This is a genomic window from Halochromatium salexigens (genome assembly GCF_016653295.1).
Classification (GTDB): Bacteria; Pseudomonadota; Gammaproteobacteria; order Chromatiales; family Chromatiaceae; genus Lamprobacter; species Lamprobacter salexigens.
In genome coordinates this window covers 1-17,113 of sequence record NZ_NHSF01000077.1, presented here as the reverse complement: position 1 = coordinate 17,113, position 17,113 = coordinate 1, and the positions used below count along the sequence as shown (strand labels likewise).

Genomic DNA, 17,113 nt, shown 5'->3' with positions numbered 1-17,113 from the left:
AGCGCTGAGCCATTACCGCGTTCTCGAAGATGGTCCGGGCGGCAGGATTCGAACCTGCGACCCCCACAACCCCATTGTGGTGCGCTACCAGACTGCGCTACGCCCGGAAAGCTGACCAGCATACCCCCAGAGACGATCGGGGTCAATGCGGCCGACGGCGAAGATCATGCAACACCTCTTCGAGTTCGATCCGCACCTGCTTGATGATCTGATGCGCCTGGGTGCTGTCCTTCTTCGCCGATTCGCCACTCAACTGTTGGCGAGCACCGCCGATGGTGAACCCTTGTTCATAGAGCAGCCCTCGAATCCGGCGCACCATCAGCACATCATGATGTTGATAGTAACGACGGTTACCGCGCCGTTTCACCGGCTTGAGCTGGGGGAATTCCTGCTCCCAGTAGCGCAGCACATGGGGCTTGACATCGCAGAGTTCGCTGACCTCACCAATGGTGAAGTAACGCTTGGACGGGATCGGTGGCAGCTCCTTGAGGCTAGCGCTCGGGTCCGACATAGGCTTCGACCCGCGATTTCAATTTTTGTCCGGGCCTGAAGGTGACCACGCGCCGCGCGGTGATCGGAATCTCCTCTCCGGTCTTCGGGTTCCTGCCCGGGCGCTGCTTCTTCTCGCGCAGATCGAAATTGCCGAACCCGGAGAGCTTCACCTGCTCGCCTTCTTCTAGGGCGACGCGGATCTCCTCGAAGAACATCTCGACCACATCCTTGGCCTCGCGCTTGTTGAGCCCAAGCACCTCGAACAGATGCTCCGCCATGTCCGCCTTGGTGAGTGCCATAGACCTACTTTGCTCCTCTAAACCCATTCAGGTGCGCAGCCGAGCGCCGAGCGTTTGTTCCAGCCGCTCGATCACGCGCTGCACCACGGCGTCAACCTCGGCATCCACCAGTGTCTGAGAAGATGCCTGTAAAATCAATCCGAAAGCCAGACTTTTTCGACCCGACTCGATGTGTTCGCCTTGATACTGATCAAACAGGATCAGTTGTTTGAGGAGATCGCCGGCGGCCTCGGTCACGGTTTGGCGGACCTGTTCGAACGACAGCTCGGCGGGCACCAGGGTGGCCAGATCACGGCGAATCGATGGAAACCGCGACAGCGGCTCGAAGGCCGGCCGCTCGCCAAGGCCGAGGGCGTCGAGATCGATCTCGCACAACTGCACCGCAGTGGGCAGCTCGAGCCGCTGGGCCAGCAGCGGATGCAGGGTACCGATCCAGCCAATCGGCTGCTCGCCGAGCCGCAGCGCCGCGCTCTGCCCTGGATGCAGCGCCGGATGCGCTTCGGCATCGCTGGTCGGTGCTTGCAGGCACAGCGCCTCGAGCCGTCCGGTTTGCGTCAGCATCGCCTCGAGGTCGGCCTTGAGATCATAAAAATCCGTCAGCCGACGTTCCTGGCCCCATTGCTCGGGCACCACCGGGCCCACCGCCACGAGCGCCAGACTCGGGGTCTGGCGCAGCGCCTCGGCCCCGCCGAGAAAGCGTAAGCCGGTCTCGAACAGACGCACGCGCGGCTGCTGGCGGGCCAGATTCTGCCGCATCACCTGGATCAAGCCGGGCCAGAGACTGCCGCGCATCACCGACAGCTCGGCCGAGAGCGGATTGGCCAGGGTCAGTGGTGCCGCGGAGGTTGGGCTTGGATCGAACCAGGCATTCTGCTCGGGGCTGACGAAGCTATAGGTGATGGCCTCGGAGTAGCCACGCGCGACCAGGGTCTGGCGTGCGCGATCGAGATCGAAGGCCATCTCGCGCGGCGCCCGGGTGAAGGCCGCCGAGCGCGCATGGGTGACCGGGATCGCGTCATAGCCATGGATGCGGCCGATCTCGGCGATCAGATCGACCTCGCGCTGGATATCGAAACGCTGCGAGGGCGCGCTCACCTGCCAGCCCTCGGCATGCGGCTCGAGCGTCATGCCGAGGCGGCCAAGGATGTCGGTCACCTCGGCGTCATCGGGTGCGATGCCGAGCACTTGCTGGATGCGCTGGCGGCGCAGCAGCAGGCAGACCGGCTGCGGCAGATCGGCCTCGGAGACAGCCTCGACCACCGGCCCCGGCTGGCCACCGGCGATCGCGCACAGCAGCGCCGTGGCGCGCTCGATGGCGCGCTGCTGCAGCATGGGATCGACGCCGCGCTCGAAGCGATGCGAGGAGTCGGTATGCAAGCCATAGCGCCGTGCCCGACCGGCGATCGCCTGTGGCGCGAAGAAGGCGCTCTCGAGCAGCACGTCTTGGGTCGTCTCCGAGACCGCGCTCGCGGCCCCGCCCATGATCCCGGCCATCGCCAGCGGGCCGTTGTCATCGGCGATCACCAGCGTGTCGTCATCGAGTTCGACTTGCTCATCGTTGAGCAGCGCCAGGCGCTCACCCGAGCGCGAGAGACGAACCTGAATCGCGCCCTCGAGTCTGGCCAGATCGAACCCATGCAAGGGCTGGCCGAGCTCGAGCAGCACATAGTTGGTGACATCGACCACCGGCGAGATCGGCCGCAACCCGCTGCGGCGCAGCCGCTCGGTCATCCAGAGCGGGGTTTCGGCGTTCGGGTCGAGCGCACGCACGATGCGGCAGAGGTAACGCGGACAGGCTGCAGGGGCGTCCAGCTGAACGCTGTGGCGCTCATCGTGCACCGGCGGCACGGGCTTTGCCGCCGGCTCGGTCACGGGCAGCCGGTTGAGCACCCCGACCTCGCGCGCGACCCCGGCCAGGCTCAGGCAATCACTGCGATCGGGGGTCAGATCGAGTTCGATGGCCTGGTCATCGAGCGCCAGCCAGTCGCGCACATCCTCACCAACCGGGGCATCGCCCGGCAAGACCATGATCCCCTCGGAGGTCTCGGCCAAGCCGAGTTCGGAGGCCGAGCAGATCATCCCTTGCGAGGCGACGCCGCGCAGCTTGGCCTTCTTGATCTTGAAGTTACCCGGCAGCACGGCGCCAACGCGCGCTACCGCCACCCGCTGCCCGGCTGCGACATTGGCCGCGCCGCAGACGATCTGCAGTGGCTCATCGTCACCGACATCGACGCGGCAAACGCGCAGCTTGGTCGCATCCGGATGCGGCTCGACGGTCTCGACCGCCCCGATGACCACCCCAGAGAAGGCCGGCGCCACCGCTTCGAGCGCATCGACCTCGAGCCCCGCCATGCTCAACTGATCGCAAAGCGCCTGCGCGGCCAGCGGGGGATTGACCCATTCGTGCAGCCAGGATTCACTAAAACGCATCGGTCACTCCGCAGGAACAGACAGCTAAGCGAACTGCGCCAGGAAGCGCAGATCGTTTTCAAAATAGAGCCGCAGATCATCGACGCCATAGCGCAGCATGGCGAGTCGTTCCACGCCCATGCCGAAGGCATAGCCGAGCCACTGCTCGTCATCGATGCCGACCTGGCGGAACACCTCCGGATGGATCATGCCGCAGCCCAACACCTCCAGCCAGCCGCTCTGCTTGCAGACGCGACAGCCGCGACCACCGCACTTGACGCACTGCACATCGACCTCGGCGGAGGGCTCGGTGAACGGGAAGTAGGAGGGGCGAAAACGCAGCTTGAGATCCTCCTGCTCGAAGAAGTGGCGCAGGAAATCGTAGAGCACGCCCTTGAGATCGGCGAAGGTCGCCTCGCGATCGACCAGGAAGCCCTCGACCTGATGGAACATCGGCGTGTGGGTCAGATCGGAATCGCAGCGATAGACGCGCCCGGGCGCGATGATACGCAACGGCGGTGGCTGGGTCTCCATAACCCGAATCTGCACCGGCGAGGTGTGGGTGCGCAGCAACCGACCATCCGGGAAGTAGAAGGTGTCGTGCATCGCACGCGCTGGATGATGCGCCGGGATGTTGAGCGCCTCGAAGTTGTGATAGTCGTCCTCGACCTCGGGCCCCTCGGCGATGCTGAAGCCGGCGTTGGCGAACAGCCGCTCGATGCGCCGCATCGCGCGCGTGACCGGATGCAGGGCGCCGGACGGCTGACCCCGCCCCGGCAGGGTCACATCGATGCACTCATCGCGCAGGCGCGCTGCGAGCCGTTGTTCCTCGAGCGTGGCGCGGCGCGCCTCGAGCGCCTCCTGCACCACCCGCTTGGCCTCATTGATGCGCTGGCCGGCCGCTGGCCGCGCGTCCTTGGGCAAGGCGCCGAGCGCCTTGAGCTGGGCGGTGAGCTGTCCGCTCTTGCCCAGATAGCGCACCCGCACCTCATCGAGGGCGGCCAGATCCGCAGCCGCGGTCACGGCCGCGAGCGCGGCGGACTGAAGCTCGGCCAGCGCGGTCGAGGAATCAGCCGCCGTCGTCGCATCGGCATCGGGGCGTTGCGTCATCAGTTCCTCCGCGAGAAACCCCGTCCTTCAAGGCGGGAAGCATTGCGGCCGCAGGCACGCGGCCAACCACAGTCGAGGCAGGCTTCCACCCGCCAGGTCATCAGGCGCTACCCGCGACGGGCGAGCGACAGCGAATGTCTCGTCGCTTCGCCTCGGGCGGCGCGCCGATCGTCGCCGCGACTCAGGAGGTCTCGGCCAGGGCGGCCTTGGCCTGCTCCGCGATCGCGCCGAAGGCCGGCTCGTTGTCGAACGCCAGCTCGGCGAGCATCTTGCGATCGACCTCGATCCCGGCCTTGTTGAGGCCTGCGATCAGGCGGCTGTAGGACAGCCCGTGCAGGCGCGCGGCCGCATTGATGCGGGTGATCCAGAGCGCGCGGAACTGGCGCTTACGTTGACGGCGGTCGCGATAGGCGTACTGACCGGCCTTGATGACGGCCTGTTTGGCGACCCGATAGACCTTGCTGCGGGCACCGTAATAGCCCTTGGCTTGGTCGAGGACCTTCTTGTGGCGGGCGTGTGCGGTGACGCCGCGTTTGACGCGTGGCATAACTTCTTCTCCGAACGGTTCAAATCATCATCGTGGAGCAGGGCTCGCTTGCGTGCCCTGCTCGCAATCAGGTCATCGTCGGCGAGACCTCAGCAATACGGCATCATGCGCCGCGCGGCCCGATTGTCGGCCTTGTGCAGCAGATGATTCTTGCGTAGCTGGCGCTTCCGCTTGGTGGCCTTCTTGGTCAGGATATGCCGCCGATGCGAGGCATTGCGCTTGAACAGTCCGGATGCCGTGCGCGCAAAGCGCTTCGCGGCACCGCGATTGGTCTTGATCTTGGGCATTTTTTACTCCGTCATGTCTGTGCCGCCGACGTGGTCGGCAACTTTATTGGATACGGCGCCTCGGAAGCCCGGCCCGAGCGCCGCGTATCGGGACTGGTCTCTAGTGCTTCTTCGGTCCCAGCACCATGATCATCTGCCGCCCTTCCATCTGCGGCTGCTGCTCGACGATGCTGATGTCGGACAGATCGTTCTCGACCCGCCGCAGCAGCTCCAGACCGAGTTCACGATGGGCATGCTCGCGGCCGCGAAAGCGCATGGTCACCTTGGCCTTGTCGCCCTCGTGCAAAAACCGGCTCAGATTCTTGAGCTTGACCTGGTAATCGCCGATATCGGTGCCGGGCCGGAACTTGACCTCTTTGACCTGAACCTGCTTTTGCTTCTTGCGCGCCTCGTTCTGCTTCTTTTTCTGATCGAACCGAAAGCGCCCGTAATCCATCAACCGGCACACCGGCGGATCAGCATTGGGAACGATCTCGACGAGATCAAGGCTCACATCGGTGGCCCTCTGTTTGGCCTCGGCCAAATCGAGGATGCCCACCTGTTCGCCGTCCTCGGCGATCAAGCGAACCTGGGGAACCGAGATCTCATCATTGACGCGGTTGCGTTTTGGTGCAGCGATAGCAGACTTCCTCCGAACTACGAAAAGATCGACAGCGTCGCGCCGTGCCGCCAACCCCGGCTCCGGGGGCGGCGCAGCGCGACACCTGATGACAGGCCCATCGAGCCAAGCGCGGGTCTGAGGATCAGCCCCGTCGCTTCAGGCCAGGCGAGCACCCCGACGACACAGACCGCCGCCCTCAAGCGGGTGGACAGCCCGTGGCTCACACCGTCAAGCGCCGCTGGAGGCGACCGGGGCGGTTGCTCCGTGGCCGCGCCGGGCTACCTCGTCGCCGAGTGTGTGCACCAGCGCATCCAGAGCAACCACGCCCAGATCCGTCCCCTGGCGATCGCGGAGCGCCAGGGTCTGGTCCTCCATCTCACGATCGCCGACCACGAGCAGGTACGGCACCTTGCGCAGCGTGTGCTCGCGAATCTTAAAGCCGATCTTCTCGTTCCTCAAGTCTGCATCGACACGGAAGCCCTTGTCTCGCAAGACCTTAGCCACCTGCTCGGCATAATCACGCTGATGATCGGTGATGGTCAGCACCACCGCCTGCACCGGCGCCAGCCACAACGGCAGCGCGCCGGCGTAATGTTCGATCAGGATGCCGATGAACCGCTCCATCGAACCGAGGATGGCGCGGTGGATCATCACCGGCACCTGCTTGGCATTGTCCTCGCCGATGTAATAGGCGCCGAGTCGACCCGGCATCGAGAAATCGACCTGGATGGTGCCGCACTGCCAGGTGCGGCCAATGCTGTCGCGCAGCGTGAACTCGATCTTCGGGCCGTAGAAGGCGCCCTCGCCCGGTTGCACGCGAAAATCCAACCCCTTGTCGCGCAGCGCCTGATCCAGCGCCGCCTCGCCTTTGTCCCAGAGCGCATCGGCACCGACGCGTTTTTCCGGCCGCAGCGAGAGCGCCAGCTCGATCTGATCGAAACCGAAGTCGCGGTAGGTCTCGAACACCATCTCGATCAGGATCGCGACCTCTTGCTGCAGCTGATCCTCGGTGCAGAACACATGCGCGTCATCCTGAGTGAAGCGGCGCGCGCGCATGAGCCCGTGCAAGGTGCCAGATGGCTCGCTGCGATGCACCACACCGAACTCGGCGATCTTCAGCGGCAGCTCGCGATAGCTCTTCAGCCCCTGATTGAAGATCTGGATATGCCCCGGGCAGTTCATCGGCTTGATCGCGTAATCGCGCTCATCGAGCTGCGTGGTGAACATATCATCGGCGAACTTCTCCCAGTGCCCGGAGCGCTCCCAGAGCGAGCGGTCGAGCACCTGCGGGGTCTCGACCTCCTGGTACCCATACTCATCGAGCTTGGCGCGCATGTAGTCCTCGACCTGGCGATAGATGATCCGGCCCTTTTGATGCCAGAACGCCATGCCGGGCGCCTCGTCCTGAAAATGGAACAGGTCGAGTTGCTTGCCGAGCTTGCGGTGATCGCGCTTCTCGGCCTCTTCCAGCCGTTTCAGATAGGCCTTGAGTTCCTTCTTGTCGCGCCAGGCGGTGCCGTAGATGCGCTGCAGCATGGCGTTGCTCGAATCACCACGCCAGTAGGCGCCGGCGAGCTTGGTCAGCTTGAAGCCGTTGCCGAGCTTGCCGGTGCTCGGCAGATGCGGTCCACGGCAGACATCGAACCACTCGCCCTGGCGATAGACCGAGACCTCCTCGCCCTCGGGAATCAGGTCGTCGATGATCTCGACCTTGTAGTGCTCGCCGAGGTCGCGAAACACGGTCTTGGCCTGCTCGCGCTCCCAGACCTCGCGCTCGATCGGCAGATCGCGCTTGACGATCTCCTGCATGCGCTGCTCGATCGCGCTCAGGTCATCCGGCGTGAAGGGCTCGGCGCGCGCGAAGTCGTAGTAGAAGCCGTTCTCGATCGCCGGCCCGATGGTCACCTGGGTGCCCGGATACAGCTCCTGCACGGCCTGCGCCATCACATGCGCGGCATCGTGGCGCAGCAGCTCCAGCGCATCCTCGTCGCGCTTGGTGACGATGGCGAGCTGGGCGTCGTCGGCGATGCGATAGGACGTATCGACCAACTGGCCATCGAGGCGACCCGCCAGGGCGGCCTTGGCCAAACCGGTGCCGATATCGGCCGCGACCTCCCGCACCGTGATGGCCTGCGGGTATTGGCGCTGGGAGCCATCGGGAAGCGTGATGGTTGGCATCTCGAAACCTCTCGGTGTCAGTGGTGGCCGATACGAGGGACCACATGAAAAGGGACGACAGCCGCAACGCGCCCGCCTGAAACCAAAAACCGCCAGCCTCGGCGCCGAGGCGCACTGCGCTTCGGCCAAGACTGACGGCTCGGAAGGCCCGGCACCCTCCATGCTGCCGATGCCCCACTGTTTGGTAGGCGCGATTGGACTCGAACCAACGACCCCCACCATGTCAAGGTGGTGCTCTAACCAGCTGAGCTACGCGCCTGTCGAAGCCGTGCAGAATATAGCTTCAGTGCGTGGTTTGCAAGCGTCGATTGCAAGCAATCGACTATCCTGGATAGCCAGGCCCACCAAATAGGACGACAACCATGGACAATCCCCTTCTCGAAGATCATCCCCACCCGGCTTTCAGCCGCATCCGACCCGAGCATGTCGAGCCCGCTATCGATGCCCTGATCGCCGATGGCCGACGACTGATCGACCGCCTCACCGCAGCCACTGATGCCCCGACCTGGGACACGTTCGTGCAGCCGCTCGAGGAGGAAGACGATCGACTAGAACGTGCCTGGTCGCCTGTGAGCCACCTCAACGCGGTCATGAGTTCGGACGCGCTGCGTGCGGCCCATAACGCTTGCCTTCCGAAGCTCAGCGAGTATGGCACCGAGGTTGGCCATAATGAGGCGCTGTATCGCGGCTATAAACAGGTCCATGACACCGATGCGCTAGACCCCGCGCAACGCACGATGCTCTCTCATGCCTTGCGGGACATGCACCTCGCCGGCGTCGATCTTCCGCCCGATGCCAAGGCCCGTTTCAAAGAGATCAACACTGAACTCTCACGCCTCGGAAGCACATTCGAGGAGAACCTGCTCGATGCCACCAATGGCTGGCATAAGCAGCTCACCGATGATACGGATCTAGCGGGATTGCCGGAGTCCGCGCGCGAGCTTGCTCGACACTTGGCTGTCGAACGCGATCTCGAGGGCTGGGTACTGACCCTAGACTCACCGTCCTATCTACCGGTGATGAAGCATGCGCACAGCTCCGAGCTACGACGCGAAGTCTATGAAGCCTATGCAACCCGCGCCTCCGATCAGGGCCCCAACGCCGGCCGCTGGGATAACACGCGGATTATCGAGGATTTACTGGCATTGCGACACCAACAGGCCAATATCCTCGGTTTCGGCAATTTCGCTCAAGTCTCGCTCGAGCCGAAAATGGCACGCTCGACCGAGGAGGTCATGGGCTTTCTGGAGGATTTAGCCCGTCGCTGCGCACCGCAAGCACGGCGCGAGTTCGAACAGCTACAAGCCTTCGCAAGCGCCAATGGCGGCCCTGCTCAGCTTGAGGCATGGGATGTTCCCTATTGGTCGGAACGCTTACGCCAATCGCGACATACCATTAGCGACGAAGAACTCAAACCCTATTTCTCGCTCGACCGAGTCCTCAGTGGGATGTTCCAAGTCGCCGAAAGACTCTTCGGTGTGTTCATTTCATCCGCGGCTGGCGAAGCTGACATCTGGCATCCTGATGTGCGCTTTTATCAAATCGCCGATGAGAATGGCGAACGAATCGCCCAATTCTACCTGGACCCGTTCTCGCGTCAAAAAAAACGCGGTGGCGCCTGGATGGACGTTTGCACCAACCGACTGATCAGTCCACGCCGCCGTCAACTGCCAACGGCTTATCTCGTTTGTAACTTCACACCACCGGTGAATGGTCAGCCAACGCTGCTCACCCATGACGAGGTGCAGACCTTGTTCCACGAGTTTGGGCATGGCCTCCACCATATGCTCACCCGGGTAGACTACCCTGCGGTCGCCGGCATCAATGGTGTCCCCTGGGACGCCGTTGAACTGCCGAGTCAATTTTTAGAAAACTGGTGTTGGGAACGCGAGGCGCTTGACCTCTTTGCCTATCATTGGGAAACCCATGAACCCCTGCCTGAATCACTCTATCAGGGCATGCGTTCGGCGCGCAATTTTCAGTCAGCCATGCAGACCGTGCGGCAGCTGGAATTCGCCTTATTCGACTTTCGGCTTCATCTCGAGTACGACCCTGAACAAGGGAGTCGTCTCCAGCAGATCCTCGACGAAGTCAGAAACCAGCTCTCTCCCATTCAGCCACCGGCGTTCAACCGCTTCGCTCATGGCTTTTCACATATCTTCGCCGGTGGTTACGCGGCGGGTTATTACAGCTACAAATGGGCTGAATTGCTAGCCGCCGATGCCTTTTCATTGTTCGAGGAACGTGGGATTCTCGATGCAGCCAGCGGACGCGCTTTCCGAGAACACATCCTCGAGCGGGGAGGCTCAACCGAGCCCATGGAGCTCTATATTGCCTTTCGTGGACGCGAGCCAAGCATCGATGCACTATTAAGACAGACCGGCATCATCGCTACCAGCGATCTCTCGCAAACACTTTGAAGGAACATCAAGGTTAGCGTCGGCATGCCCGGCTTCTTATTGCTGCGCTTCGAGGAAGGCAGCATCGCTGAGGCTGTCGGGGGCTCGATCACTCAGTCGGTCCCGCAGGTAGGCACCGGCCTGGACCAGACCCTGCTCGGCCAATTGCTGGCGGTCGGTCGCCACTGCGCGGGCGTTGTCTGGATGCAACAGCCACTGATAGGCGGGCTTGTGTTGGGTGGGGTCAGTCATGGGTTGCCGGACCGGACAGGCAGTGGCGATCAAACGCATCAGGCCGACAGTCGGCGCCCGGCGCGCAGCAGCGGCAACACCAGCAGCGAGCCCAGGACCATGGCGGCGGCGGCCAGGTAGAGGACGGCATCGAAGCCGTAGCGGCTCGCCAGCACACCGGCGCCGAAAGCGGCGGCGACGCTGGCAAGCGCTGTGGTGGAATTCAGAATGCCCACGGCCTCGCCCTCGTTCATGGTGGATAGCTGCGCCGCCCAGGCCGTACCAGCGACGATGAGGGGTGACCAGGCCACCGGCAGCAGCAAGAAGGCAAGCGGACCCAGCAACCCTAGCCCCGCCGGCTGCCAGAACACCAACGCCGCCATGGCGCCGACGGAGAGCAGGCTCATGAGACTGCCGATGAGCACCACGGCGCCGTCGCCGATGCGCTGGCCGAGCAAGCCTGAGGGCGCATAGGCGAAGACCCCGATGCCGGCGCCGACGGCGTAGTAGATCGATGAGACCCCAGCGCTGACGCCATAGACGTCGTGCATCAGCAGCGGATAGAGATTGTAGATCAGCCAGGTGCCGAGCATCACGAGCAGCCAGCACAGCATAAACAGCGCGTAGGGGCTGCGCAGATCCGCGAAAAAGCGTCCCAGCAGCGCGCCAGTGGCAGGCCCGATGTGACCATGCGGCAGGATCTGCCGCGGCGGGGCATGGCGGCAGGATGTGGCGCCATCGCTGATCGACGCCCCGCGCATCGAGGTCTGCGCAACCGCCGCGCCAGGGCCAACCCGCCGCCCCCGGGGCGTTCCTAGCAGACCGATCAGCAGCCCCGGCAGCATCAGTGCCGCCGAGGCCAACATGCCCCAAGCCGGCGCCTGCTGGAGCAATGCGGCAAGCCCCAGCCCCGCCGCCTGACCGATACCGTAGCAGGTCTGCATCCAGCCGATACGCCGGTCCCATTCGGCCTTGGGGCGAAACTCCACGATGAACATGGATGCCACCGTGTTGGTCGCGGCCACACCGAGGCCCTGCATCAGCGCTAGGATGAACCACTCTAGGACCGTCTCAGCCAGCGGGAAGACCCCGAGACCCACGGCCAGTAGCAGGTAACCTGCGGCGTAGATGAGGCGATGGCGTCCGCTGCCGTCTGCGAGCGCACCGAACATGGGCGCTGTCAACTGGCCGATGTAGAGCGCCGCAACCACGAGTCCCGCCTGCGCCGGGCCGGCTGCCCCACCGACGATGAGCGGCAACAAAATCGGGGCGGTGCCGAGCACCACCACTCCCTGAAAGGCATAGCCGCCGTACCAGGGGGACATGGATGCAAAGGGTTCCCGGGCCATCAACAACTCCAAACTACCTGGAAGACTATCAGGGCATGAACCCTGCCACAGGGATCAGCCGTTGTCGACGGGCTCGGAGCGCAGGTAGTCTTGCTGGTGATTCCGGCGCTCTATGTGTTGCTTAATGATCTTGGGTTGGTACGATCGCCGGGCGAAGCCGAAGGATCATAGTTCGCGATGTTCGTCAGGGAGCGCGGCGATTCACCGGTGTCCAAGTTGCGCGACCCACAGAGCAAAAAACAGATGTCCACTCCCATCGCCGACGACCTTGCAAGCGACGCGCTTCAACAGTTCCATGCCGATCTGCGACTCGCCTTGCTGATGCAGCATAAAGCGCGACTCTATCTGCTCTTTCGCCTGCAGTTTCCAACCTCCGAGATCGAGCCGTTCCACGATTCTGACGACGTCGAGGAGCTTGATTTCCGGGCATTCTTATCCAGCCCACCCCCTGAGCTGATCGCCTCGCACGGCGCCTACCACAAGCTCTTGCGGGCGCAAAATCGGCTGAGCCAGCGCGCTCAAGAGACCATGACATCAGCGGGAGACGATGTCCTATCCGCCGAGCAAGTCGCGCAACTGCTGCGTGAGATGCACAACTTCGACCGGGTGGCCGACCGCCTCGCCGCAGGCATCACGGCGTCCCTCACCGACATCGATGAACTCACCGGACTGCTGAATCGGGTCGCCATGGAGCGTGATCTCGAACGCGAGCAGGCCCAGGCCCGGCGAACCGGGCGCCGTTTCACCATCGCGATCGTCGATGCCGACCATTTCAAACCCGTCAATGATCAATTCGGCCACAGGTTCGGTGACCTCGTGCTCGAGGCCCTGGCCGAACGCTTGATCGCCAGCCTGCGTCCTCGTGATGCCGTCTACCGATACGGCGGTGAAGAATTCTTGGTGCTACTGCCCGAGACGACACTCGAGGCCGCCGCGCCAGTGATTGAGCGGCTGCGTGTCCAGGCAAGCGCGCATAAGATCGGTGACGGCGACAACCGCATCATCCAGACCGTCTCCATCGGGGCCGCCGAGGTCTCCGCCGAGGCTGATCTGGAAGCGGCCATCGAGCGCGCCGACACCGCCCTGTACCGCGCCAAACAGGCCGGGCGCAACCGGATCGAGCTTGCGCGCGCGTCATCGGCGGCTTGACCGAGCACGACGCCTGAGCAAAACAGCATCGTTTTTTGGGGGCGTTCATCTCACTCAGGCGATCCTCGCTGATATGTTGGGCATGAGCCAAGTGCATGCGAATCGCAGCTTCCGGCAGCTGGTACAGGATGGCCTGGTGGCGTGGCGCGGCGGCCGGATTCAACTGCTCGATATCACCGCACTCTCGCAGCGAGCCGGCTTCGACGCCGGCTATCTGGAGCAGGACTCCCTGCCGGCGCCGATCAGCCAGGCGCTGGCGCTATGAGTCCAGCGCTCGGCGCTCTCTTCAGCGAGGCTATCAAATGTAATAGCTTGGTTCTGCAGATGACGCTATGCTCGTTGGGCTGAATCGCCTCTGCAGCGCTGCAGCCGCGGCCAGCGAAACGGCTCATCACGCAGGGATCGTCAACCTGCTGAGTATGAAGACTCAACTACCCATCAGGAACAACCAACAATGAACGATAAAAACGCCTACATCGACAAGCTCAAGGCCCAGCTCGACCAATGGGATTCCGAGATTGACAAACTCCGCGCGAAGGCGAACGAGGCGAGCGCGGATGCCAAGATCCAGTATCAGGAGACCATTGACGAGCTACAGTCGCGTCAAGACGAGGCGAAGCAGAAGCTCGAGGAGCTTCAGTCTGCAGGTGATGACGCCTGGGAAGACATGAAGGCCGGTGCCGAGGACGCCTGGAACAAGCTCTCTGCCTCGGTCAGCGATGCCGTTGCCCGCTTCAAGTAACTTTTGCACGATCACCTCAGTACGACACTCAGCACAACAATTAATAAGGAACCGTAACGATGTCACTGAAACACCAGCTGTTTGCGATGTTATTGGCGGCCGGTCTCGTCGCTCCGGCGTTCGCCTTCGCGGCCAACGAGGGTGACGCCGCGAGCATGAGCGCGGATCAGGTCCAAAAGGAGGCCACAGAGGCGATGCAAGCGCTCGCCGAGTATTCGGCGCAGGAGCGCGACCAGGCCCTGAGCGCGGCACGGGAAGCGATGGCGCACCTCGACCAAGAGATCGATGCGCGCGAGGAGACGCTGCGCGAGCAGTGGGCCGAGATGAGCACGAGCGCGCGCGAGCAAGCGAAGGCCTCACTGGCCCAATTACGGGACACGCGCAACGCACTTGGTGAGCGCTACGGCGCGCTTGAGTCGGGTATGGACAGCGCCTGGGATGAACTCAAGGCCGGCTTCGCGGCGGCCTACGAGGAGGTCGTCAAGGCTTGGGAGTCCAGCGGTTCGTCATCCGACCCGAACGCACCCGAGTAGTCATCGCCTCCGGCTCCCCGGCCGGGAAACACTCGCCCCGCGCATTGCGGGGCACGGCCGCCGATCAATGCCAACGGCTCTTGCGACTCGCTTCTCCAACACCCCCGACTCAGCAGGTACTGCCCCTCATGAAAAAAAACCTGAAACTCGGCCTCGTGATCCTCATCGTACTGGTTCTCGGCTTTTTGCATCTGCGCTGGGGTCCGAAATCCTGGGAGGTACAGATTACCGGCGCGACTGGCGATGGCCGCAATGTCCAGTACCGCATCGAAACGGTCAAGGCCGGCACGTCGGACACCTTGATCTTCAGGAACGAGGACGCCGGCTTCATGCCGCCTTATTTCAAGTTCGACGCCGCTCGGCTGCAATCCATTGCCCGCAGAGTGAGTGAAAACTGCCCCCAAGAGGCCGTCGATCTCAATGGCTATGGCCTTCGCATCCCTTGGTTGAGCATGTTCCCTAACGCGACCTCCATCGACGCGCCGGAGCGTTGCCGCATGGCGCGGTCTGCTGAATCACCGCAATGAAGAGCGCCCCGAGCGTCAAGAGCGGGACCGACGCTCCCGGTGATCGCGCGAGCAGCGCCTGAGCGACGAACGCGAGGACCCCATTCGATGTCGCATCAAGCAGCCAATCTACTCGTCGGCATCGGCGTGCTGTCCTTGGCGGCGCACTGGCTCGCCTGGCGGGTGCGTATCCCGGCCATCGTCTTCCTGCTCGCCGCCGGCATCGCCGCCGGTCCGCTCACCGATTGGCTGCATCCGGATGCCTTGTTCGGCGACCTGCTGTTTCCGATCGTCTCACTGTCGGTCGCGATCATCCTGTTCGAGGGTGGGCTGACGCTGCGTCTGCATGAGGTGCGCGGGCTGCAAGCGCCGGTGCGCCGGCTGTTGACGCTCGGGGTGATGATCACCTGGGCCAGCACCACCGCCCTTGCCTGGGTCTTCCTCGATCTCTCGCCCGGACTCGCGGTGCTCTTTGGCGCCATCACCGTCGTCACCGGACCCACCGTCATCGGCCCATTGCTGCGCAGTGTCCGCCCAACCCAGCGCGTGGCCCGTGTGCTGCGTTGGGAAGGCATCGTGATCGACCCGATCGGGGCGCTGATCGCGGTCCTGGTCTTCCAGTTCTTACTCAGCACGGAAGCGGCGGCGAGCCTCGGCGACTCCTTGTTGACCTTCGCGCTGTTGCTGGTCGAGGGCGTCATCATCGGTGCCGTCGCCGGCTGGGTGACCGGGCTGGTCCTGCGCCGCTATTGGTTGCCGGCCTACCTGCACAGTCTGGGCACCCTGGTCGCGGCGATCACGGTCTTTCATCTCGCCGATCAGATCCATGCCGAATCGGGTCTGCTGGCGGTCACGGTGATGGGGATCTGGCTGGCGAATATGAAACGGGTGCCCTTGGACGACATCCTGCCGTTCAAGGAGAACCTGAGCCTGATGTTGATCTCCGGCCTGTTCGTGTTGCTGGCGGCACGCCTGGAGCCATCAAGCCTCCTGGCACTGGGCTGGGGCGCGCTGGCGGTGCTACTGGGGATGCAGCTGATCGGGCGACCGTTGGCGGTGCTGGTCAGCACCTTGGGCACCTCGCTGTCCTGGCCCGAGCGTGGCCTGCTGGCCTGGATCGCGCCGCGCGGCATCGTCGCGGCGGCGGTCTCCGCCCTGTTCGCGCTGCGTCTCGAAGAAGCCGGCTACCCCGGCGCCGAGACCTTGGTCCCACTCACCTTTCTGGTGATCTTGTTCACCGTGATCCTGCAGAGCGCGACCGCCAAACCGCTGGCCACCTATCTCGGTGTCCACGAGCCCCCACCGCGCGGCGTCTTGATCGTCGGCGCCAATCCAGTCGCGCGCGCGATCGGTGCCGCCGTGCAGCGACTGGAGTTCCCGTTGCTGCTCGCCGATCCCAACTGGGACAATGTCGCCGAGGCGCGCCTGCGGGGGCTGCCGACCTATTACGGCAATCCGACTTCCGAGCATGCCGAGCAGCACCTCGAACTCACCGGCCTCGGGCTCTTATTCGCGCTCTCGCCAAAGACCGACCTGAACACCCTGACCAGCCTCGAGTTTGGCAAGGAGTTCGGCCGCAACAAGGTCTTTCGGCTCCCACCCGGCGAGCGCGACCTGCGCTTGCCCACCGAGATCCGCCGCCGCCATCGCACCGACCAGACCCTCTTCGGCGCCCAGATCACCTACGCCAAGCTCGCGAGCCTGCTTGGACAGGGTGCCGAGATCCGCATCACCGGTCTGACCTCGGTGTTTACCTGGGAGGACTACCTCGAGGAACATGGCGATGGGGTGACCCCCTTGTTCGCGGTCGATCCGCAAGGCCACATCGCCCCCTTTGGCGAGGCCGATCATCCAACGCCGGGTGCGAGCTGGCAGGTGGTTGGGCTCATTCATACGCCCGAGCCGCGAGAGCCTGCTGGTTCCGCCTGATGACTGCTGATCGACTGTGTGCTCACATCAATGCCCCCCGGAACCTCGGATGCAGCGGGCGCATCGGCCCATTGCCGCCGGTTGATCGCATAGTCGGTCACTTGGCCGACGAAGGGCAGCAGCAACATGCCATCGAGGCGATCAACCCGCTGGGGCTCGCGATGCTGGCGGATGCCGATGGTCATGCCCTGCTGGCCAGCGCGCGGCTGCGCGCGGTAGGTGCCGAGCAGCCGATCCCACCAGGAGAGGTTGAAACCAAAGTTGGAGTTGGTCTCGTCGTCCTCGATCGAATGATGCACCCGATGCATGTCTGGCGTGACGACGAACCAACGCAACATGCGATCGACCTGGG

Annotated in this window: 18 protein-coding genes and 2 tRNA genes; 7 read left to right on the top strand and 13 right to left on the bottom strand. The window is 63.6% G+C overall.

Translation table 11 applies throughout. The features are described 5' to 3' along the window. Window positions 1-30 precede the first annotated feature (30 nt). The 10 genes from CCR82_RS16845 to CCR82_RS16800 form a co-directional block, all read right to left on the bottom strand. A tRNA-Pro gene (locus CCR82_RS16845) sits at window positions 31-107 on the bottom strand. Between the two features lie 35 nt (window positions 108-142). After that, on the bottom strand, window positions 143-511 hold the full coding sequence (locus tag CCR82_RS16840; protein ID WP_201246975.1) for a MerR family transcriptional regulator: 369 nt from the start codon (window positions 509-511) through the stop codon (window positions 143-145). Beyond that, entirely contained in the window at window positions 492-791 is a 300-nt protein-coding gene (ihfA, locus tag CCR82_RS16835) for an integration host factor subunit alpha (protein ID WP_201246974.1), read from the bottom strand. Before ihfA ends, CCR82_RS16840 begins: the two co-directional genes overlap by 20 nt. Window positions 792-818: 27 nt before the next feature. Beyond that, window positions 819-3,221 (bottom strand): phenylalanine--tRNA ligase subunit beta, encoded by a 2,403-nt coding sequence (gene pheT, locus CCR82_RS16830; protein WP_201246973.1) that lies wholly within the window; start codon window positions 3,219-3,221, stop codon window positions 819-821. A 24-nt stretch (window positions 3,222-3,245) separates the two neighbouring features. Continuing rightward, window positions 3,246-4,310: a phenylalanine--tRNA ligase subunit alpha gene (gene pheS / locus CCR82_RS16825; protein WP_201246972.1), complete on the bottom strand. Its 1,065-nt coding sequence runs from the start codon at window positions 4,308-4,310 to the stop codon at window positions 3,246-3,248. 181 nt (window positions 4,311-4,491) lie between these two features. Next, window positions 4,492-4,857, bottom strand: coding sequence for a 50S ribosomal protein L20 (rplT, locus tag CCR82_RS16820; protein ID WP_201246971.1), 366 nt, complete (start codon window positions 4,855-4,857; stop codon window positions 4,492-4,494). Between the two features lie 89 nt (window positions 4,858-4,946). Beyond that, a complete protein-coding gene (gene rpmI / locus CCR82_RS16815) occupies window positions 4,947-5,144 on the bottom strand; it encodes a 50S ribosomal protein L35 (protein WP_201223326.1) in 198 nt (65 codons plus the stop codon). Between the two features lie 100 nt (window positions 5,145-5,244). Continuing rightward, window positions 5,245-5,763, bottom strand: a complete 519-nt coding sequence (gene infC, locus CCR82_RS16810) for a translation initiation factor IF-3 (protein ID WP_201247001.1) — start codon at window positions 5,761-5,763, stop codon at window positions 5,245-5,247. Between the two features lie 210 nt (window positions 5,764-5,973). Next, window positions 5,974-7,923, bottom strand: a complete 1,950-nt coding sequence (thrS, locus tag CCR82_RS16805) for a threonine--tRNA ligase (RefSeq protein WP_201246970.1) — start codon at window positions 7,921-7,923, stop codon at window positions 5,974-5,976. A gap of 182 nt (window positions 7,924-8,105) precedes the next feature. Beyond that, window positions 8,106-8,182, bottom strand: a tRNA-Val gene (locus tag CCR82_RS16800). A gap of 103 nt (window positions 8,183-8,285) precedes the next feature. On the opposite strand from CCR82_RS16800, the gene CCR82_RS16795 reads away from it, so the two are divergent. Next, window positions 8,286-10,343, top strand: a complete 2,058-nt coding sequence (locus CCR82_RS16795; RefSeq protein ID WP_201246969.1) for a M3 family metallopeptidase — start codon at window positions 8,286-8,288, stop codon at window positions 10,341-10,343. Window positions 10,344-10,379: 36 nt separating this feature from the next. Here CCR82_RS16795 and CCR82_RS16790 read toward each other — a convergent pair whose 3' ends face one another. Then, complete coding sequence (locus CCR82_RS16790) at window positions 10,380-10,574, bottom strand: hypothetical protein (RefSeq protein ID WP_201246968.1); 195 nt, start codon at window positions 10,572-10,574, stop codon at window positions 10,380-10,382. 38 nt (window positions 10,575-10,612) lie between these two features. Beyond that, a complete protein-coding gene (locus tag CCR82_RS16785; RefSeq protein WP_201246967.1) occupies window positions 10,613-11,902 on the bottom strand; it encodes an MFS transporter in 1,290 nt (429 codons plus the stop codon). A gap of 243 nt (window positions 11,903-12,145) precedes the next feature. Here CCR82_RS16785 and CCR82_RS16780 point away from each other — a divergent pair, with 243 nt between their 5' ends. The 6 genes from CCR82_RS16780 to CCR82_RS16755 all read left to right on the top strand — a co-directional run bounded on the left by CCR82_RS16780 (window position 12,146) and on the right by CCR82_RS16755 (window position 16,761). Continuing rightward, window positions 12,146-13,051 (top strand): GGDEF domain-containing protein, encoded by a 906-nt coding sequence (locus CCR82_RS16780; RefSeq protein ID WP_201246966.1) that lies wholly within the window; start codon window positions 12,146-12,148, stop codon window positions 13,049-13,051. After that, window positions 13,026-13,316, top strand: coding sequence for a helix-turn-helix domain-containing protein (locus CCR82_RS18985; RefSeq protein WP_276570597.1), 291 nt, complete (start codon window positions 13,026-13,028; stop codon window positions 13,314-13,316). Before CCR82_RS16780 ends, CCR82_RS18985 begins: the two co-directional genes overlap by 26 nt. Before the next feature lie 189 nt (window positions 13,317-13,505). Beyond that, window positions 13,506-13,793, top strand: a complete 288-nt coding sequence (locus CCR82_RS16770) for a sll1863 family stress response protein (RefSeq protein WP_201246964.1) — start codon at window positions 13,506-13,508, stop codon at window positions 13,791-13,793. Window positions 13,794-13,852: 59 nt separating this feature from the next. Then, window positions 13,853-14,326: a hypothetical protein gene (locus CCR82_RS16765; protein ID WP_201246963.1), complete on the top strand. Its 474-nt coding sequence runs from the start codon at window positions 13,853-13,855 to the stop codon at window positions 14,324-14,326. A 128-nt stretch (window positions 14,327-14,454) separates the two neighbouring features. Further along, window positions 14,455-14,853, top strand: a complete 399-nt coding sequence (locus CCR82_RS16760) for a DUF1523 family protein (RefSeq protein WP_201246962.1) — start codon at window positions 14,455-14,457, stop codon at window positions 14,851-14,853. Between the two features lie 87 nt (window positions 14,854-14,940). After that, window positions 14,941-16,761 carry a cation:proton antiporter gene (locus CCR82_RS16755; RefSeq protein ID WP_201246961.1) on the top strand — a complete coding sequence of 607 codons (1,821 nt, stop codon included), beginning with the start codon at window positions 14,941-14,943 and terminating at the stop codon, window positions 16,759-16,761. On the opposite strand, the gene CCR82_RS16750 is transcribed toward CCR82_RS16755, so the two are convergent. Then, a partial coding sequence (locus tag CCR82_RS16750) for a sterol desaturase family protein (protein WP_201246960.1) occupies window positions 16,722-17,113 on the bottom strand: 392 nt, incomplete at its 5' end. The two genes, CCR82_RS16755 and CCR82_RS16750, sit on opposite strands and share 40 nt — an antisense overlap.

Coding starts and splice junctions, on each gene's coding strand:
- CCR82_RS16840 (WP_201246975.1), bottom strand. CDS start 511: ATGTCGGACCCGAGCGCTAGCCTCAAGGAGCTGCCACCGATCCCGTCC.
- ihfA (WP_201246974.1), bottom strand. CDS start 791: ATGGCACTCACCAAGGCGGACATGGCGGAGCATCTGTTCGAGGTGCTT.
- pheT (WP_201246973.1), bottom strand. CDS start 3,221: ATGCGTTTTAGTGAATCCTGGCTGCACGAATGGGTCAATCCCCCGCTG.
- pheS (WP_201246972.1), bottom strand. CDS start 4,310: ATGACGCAACGCCCCGATGCCGATGCGACGACGGCGGCTGATTCCTCG.
- rplT (WP_201246971.1), bottom strand. CDS start 4,857: ATGCCACGCGTCAAACGCGGCGTCACCGCACACGCCCGCCACAAGAAG.
- rpmI (WP_201223326.1), bottom strand. CDS start 5,144: ATGCCCAAGATCAAGACCAATCGCGGTGCCGCGAAGCGCTTTGCGCGC.
- thrS (WP_201246970.1), bottom strand. CDS start 7,923: ATGCCAACCATCACGCTTCCCGATGGCTCCCAGCGCCAATACCCGCAG.
- CCR82_RS16795 (WP_201246969.1), top strand. CDS start 8,286: ATGGACAATCCCCTTCTCGAAGATCATCCCCACCCGGCTTTCAGCCGC.
- CCR82_RS16790 (WP_201246968.1), bottom strand. CDS start 10,574: ATGACTGACCCCACCCAACACAAGCCCGCCTATCAGTGGCTGTTGCAT.
- CCR82_RS16785 (WP_201246967.1), bottom strand. CDS start 11,902: ATGGCCCGGGAACCCTTTGCATCCATGTCCCCCTGGTACGGCGGCTAT.
- CCR82_RS16780 (WP_201246966.1), top strand. CDS start 12,146: ATGTCCACTCCCATCGCCGACGACCTTGCAAGCGACGCGCTTCAACAG.
- CCR82_RS16770 (WP_201246964.1), top strand. CDS start 13,506: ATGAACGATAAAAACGCCTACATCGACAAGCTCAAGGCCCAGCTCGAC.
- CCR82_RS16765 (WP_201246963.1), top strand. CDS start 13,853: ATGTCACTGAAACACCAGCTGTTTGCGATGTTATTGGCGGCCGGTCTC.
- CCR82_RS16760 (WP_201246962.1), top strand. CDS start 14,455: ATGAAAAAAAACCTGAAACTCGGCCTCGTGATCCTCATCGTACTGGTT.
- CCR82_RS16755 (WP_201246961.1), top strand. CDS start 14,941: ATGTCGCATCAAGCAGCCAATCTACTCGTCGGCATCGGCGTGCTGTCC.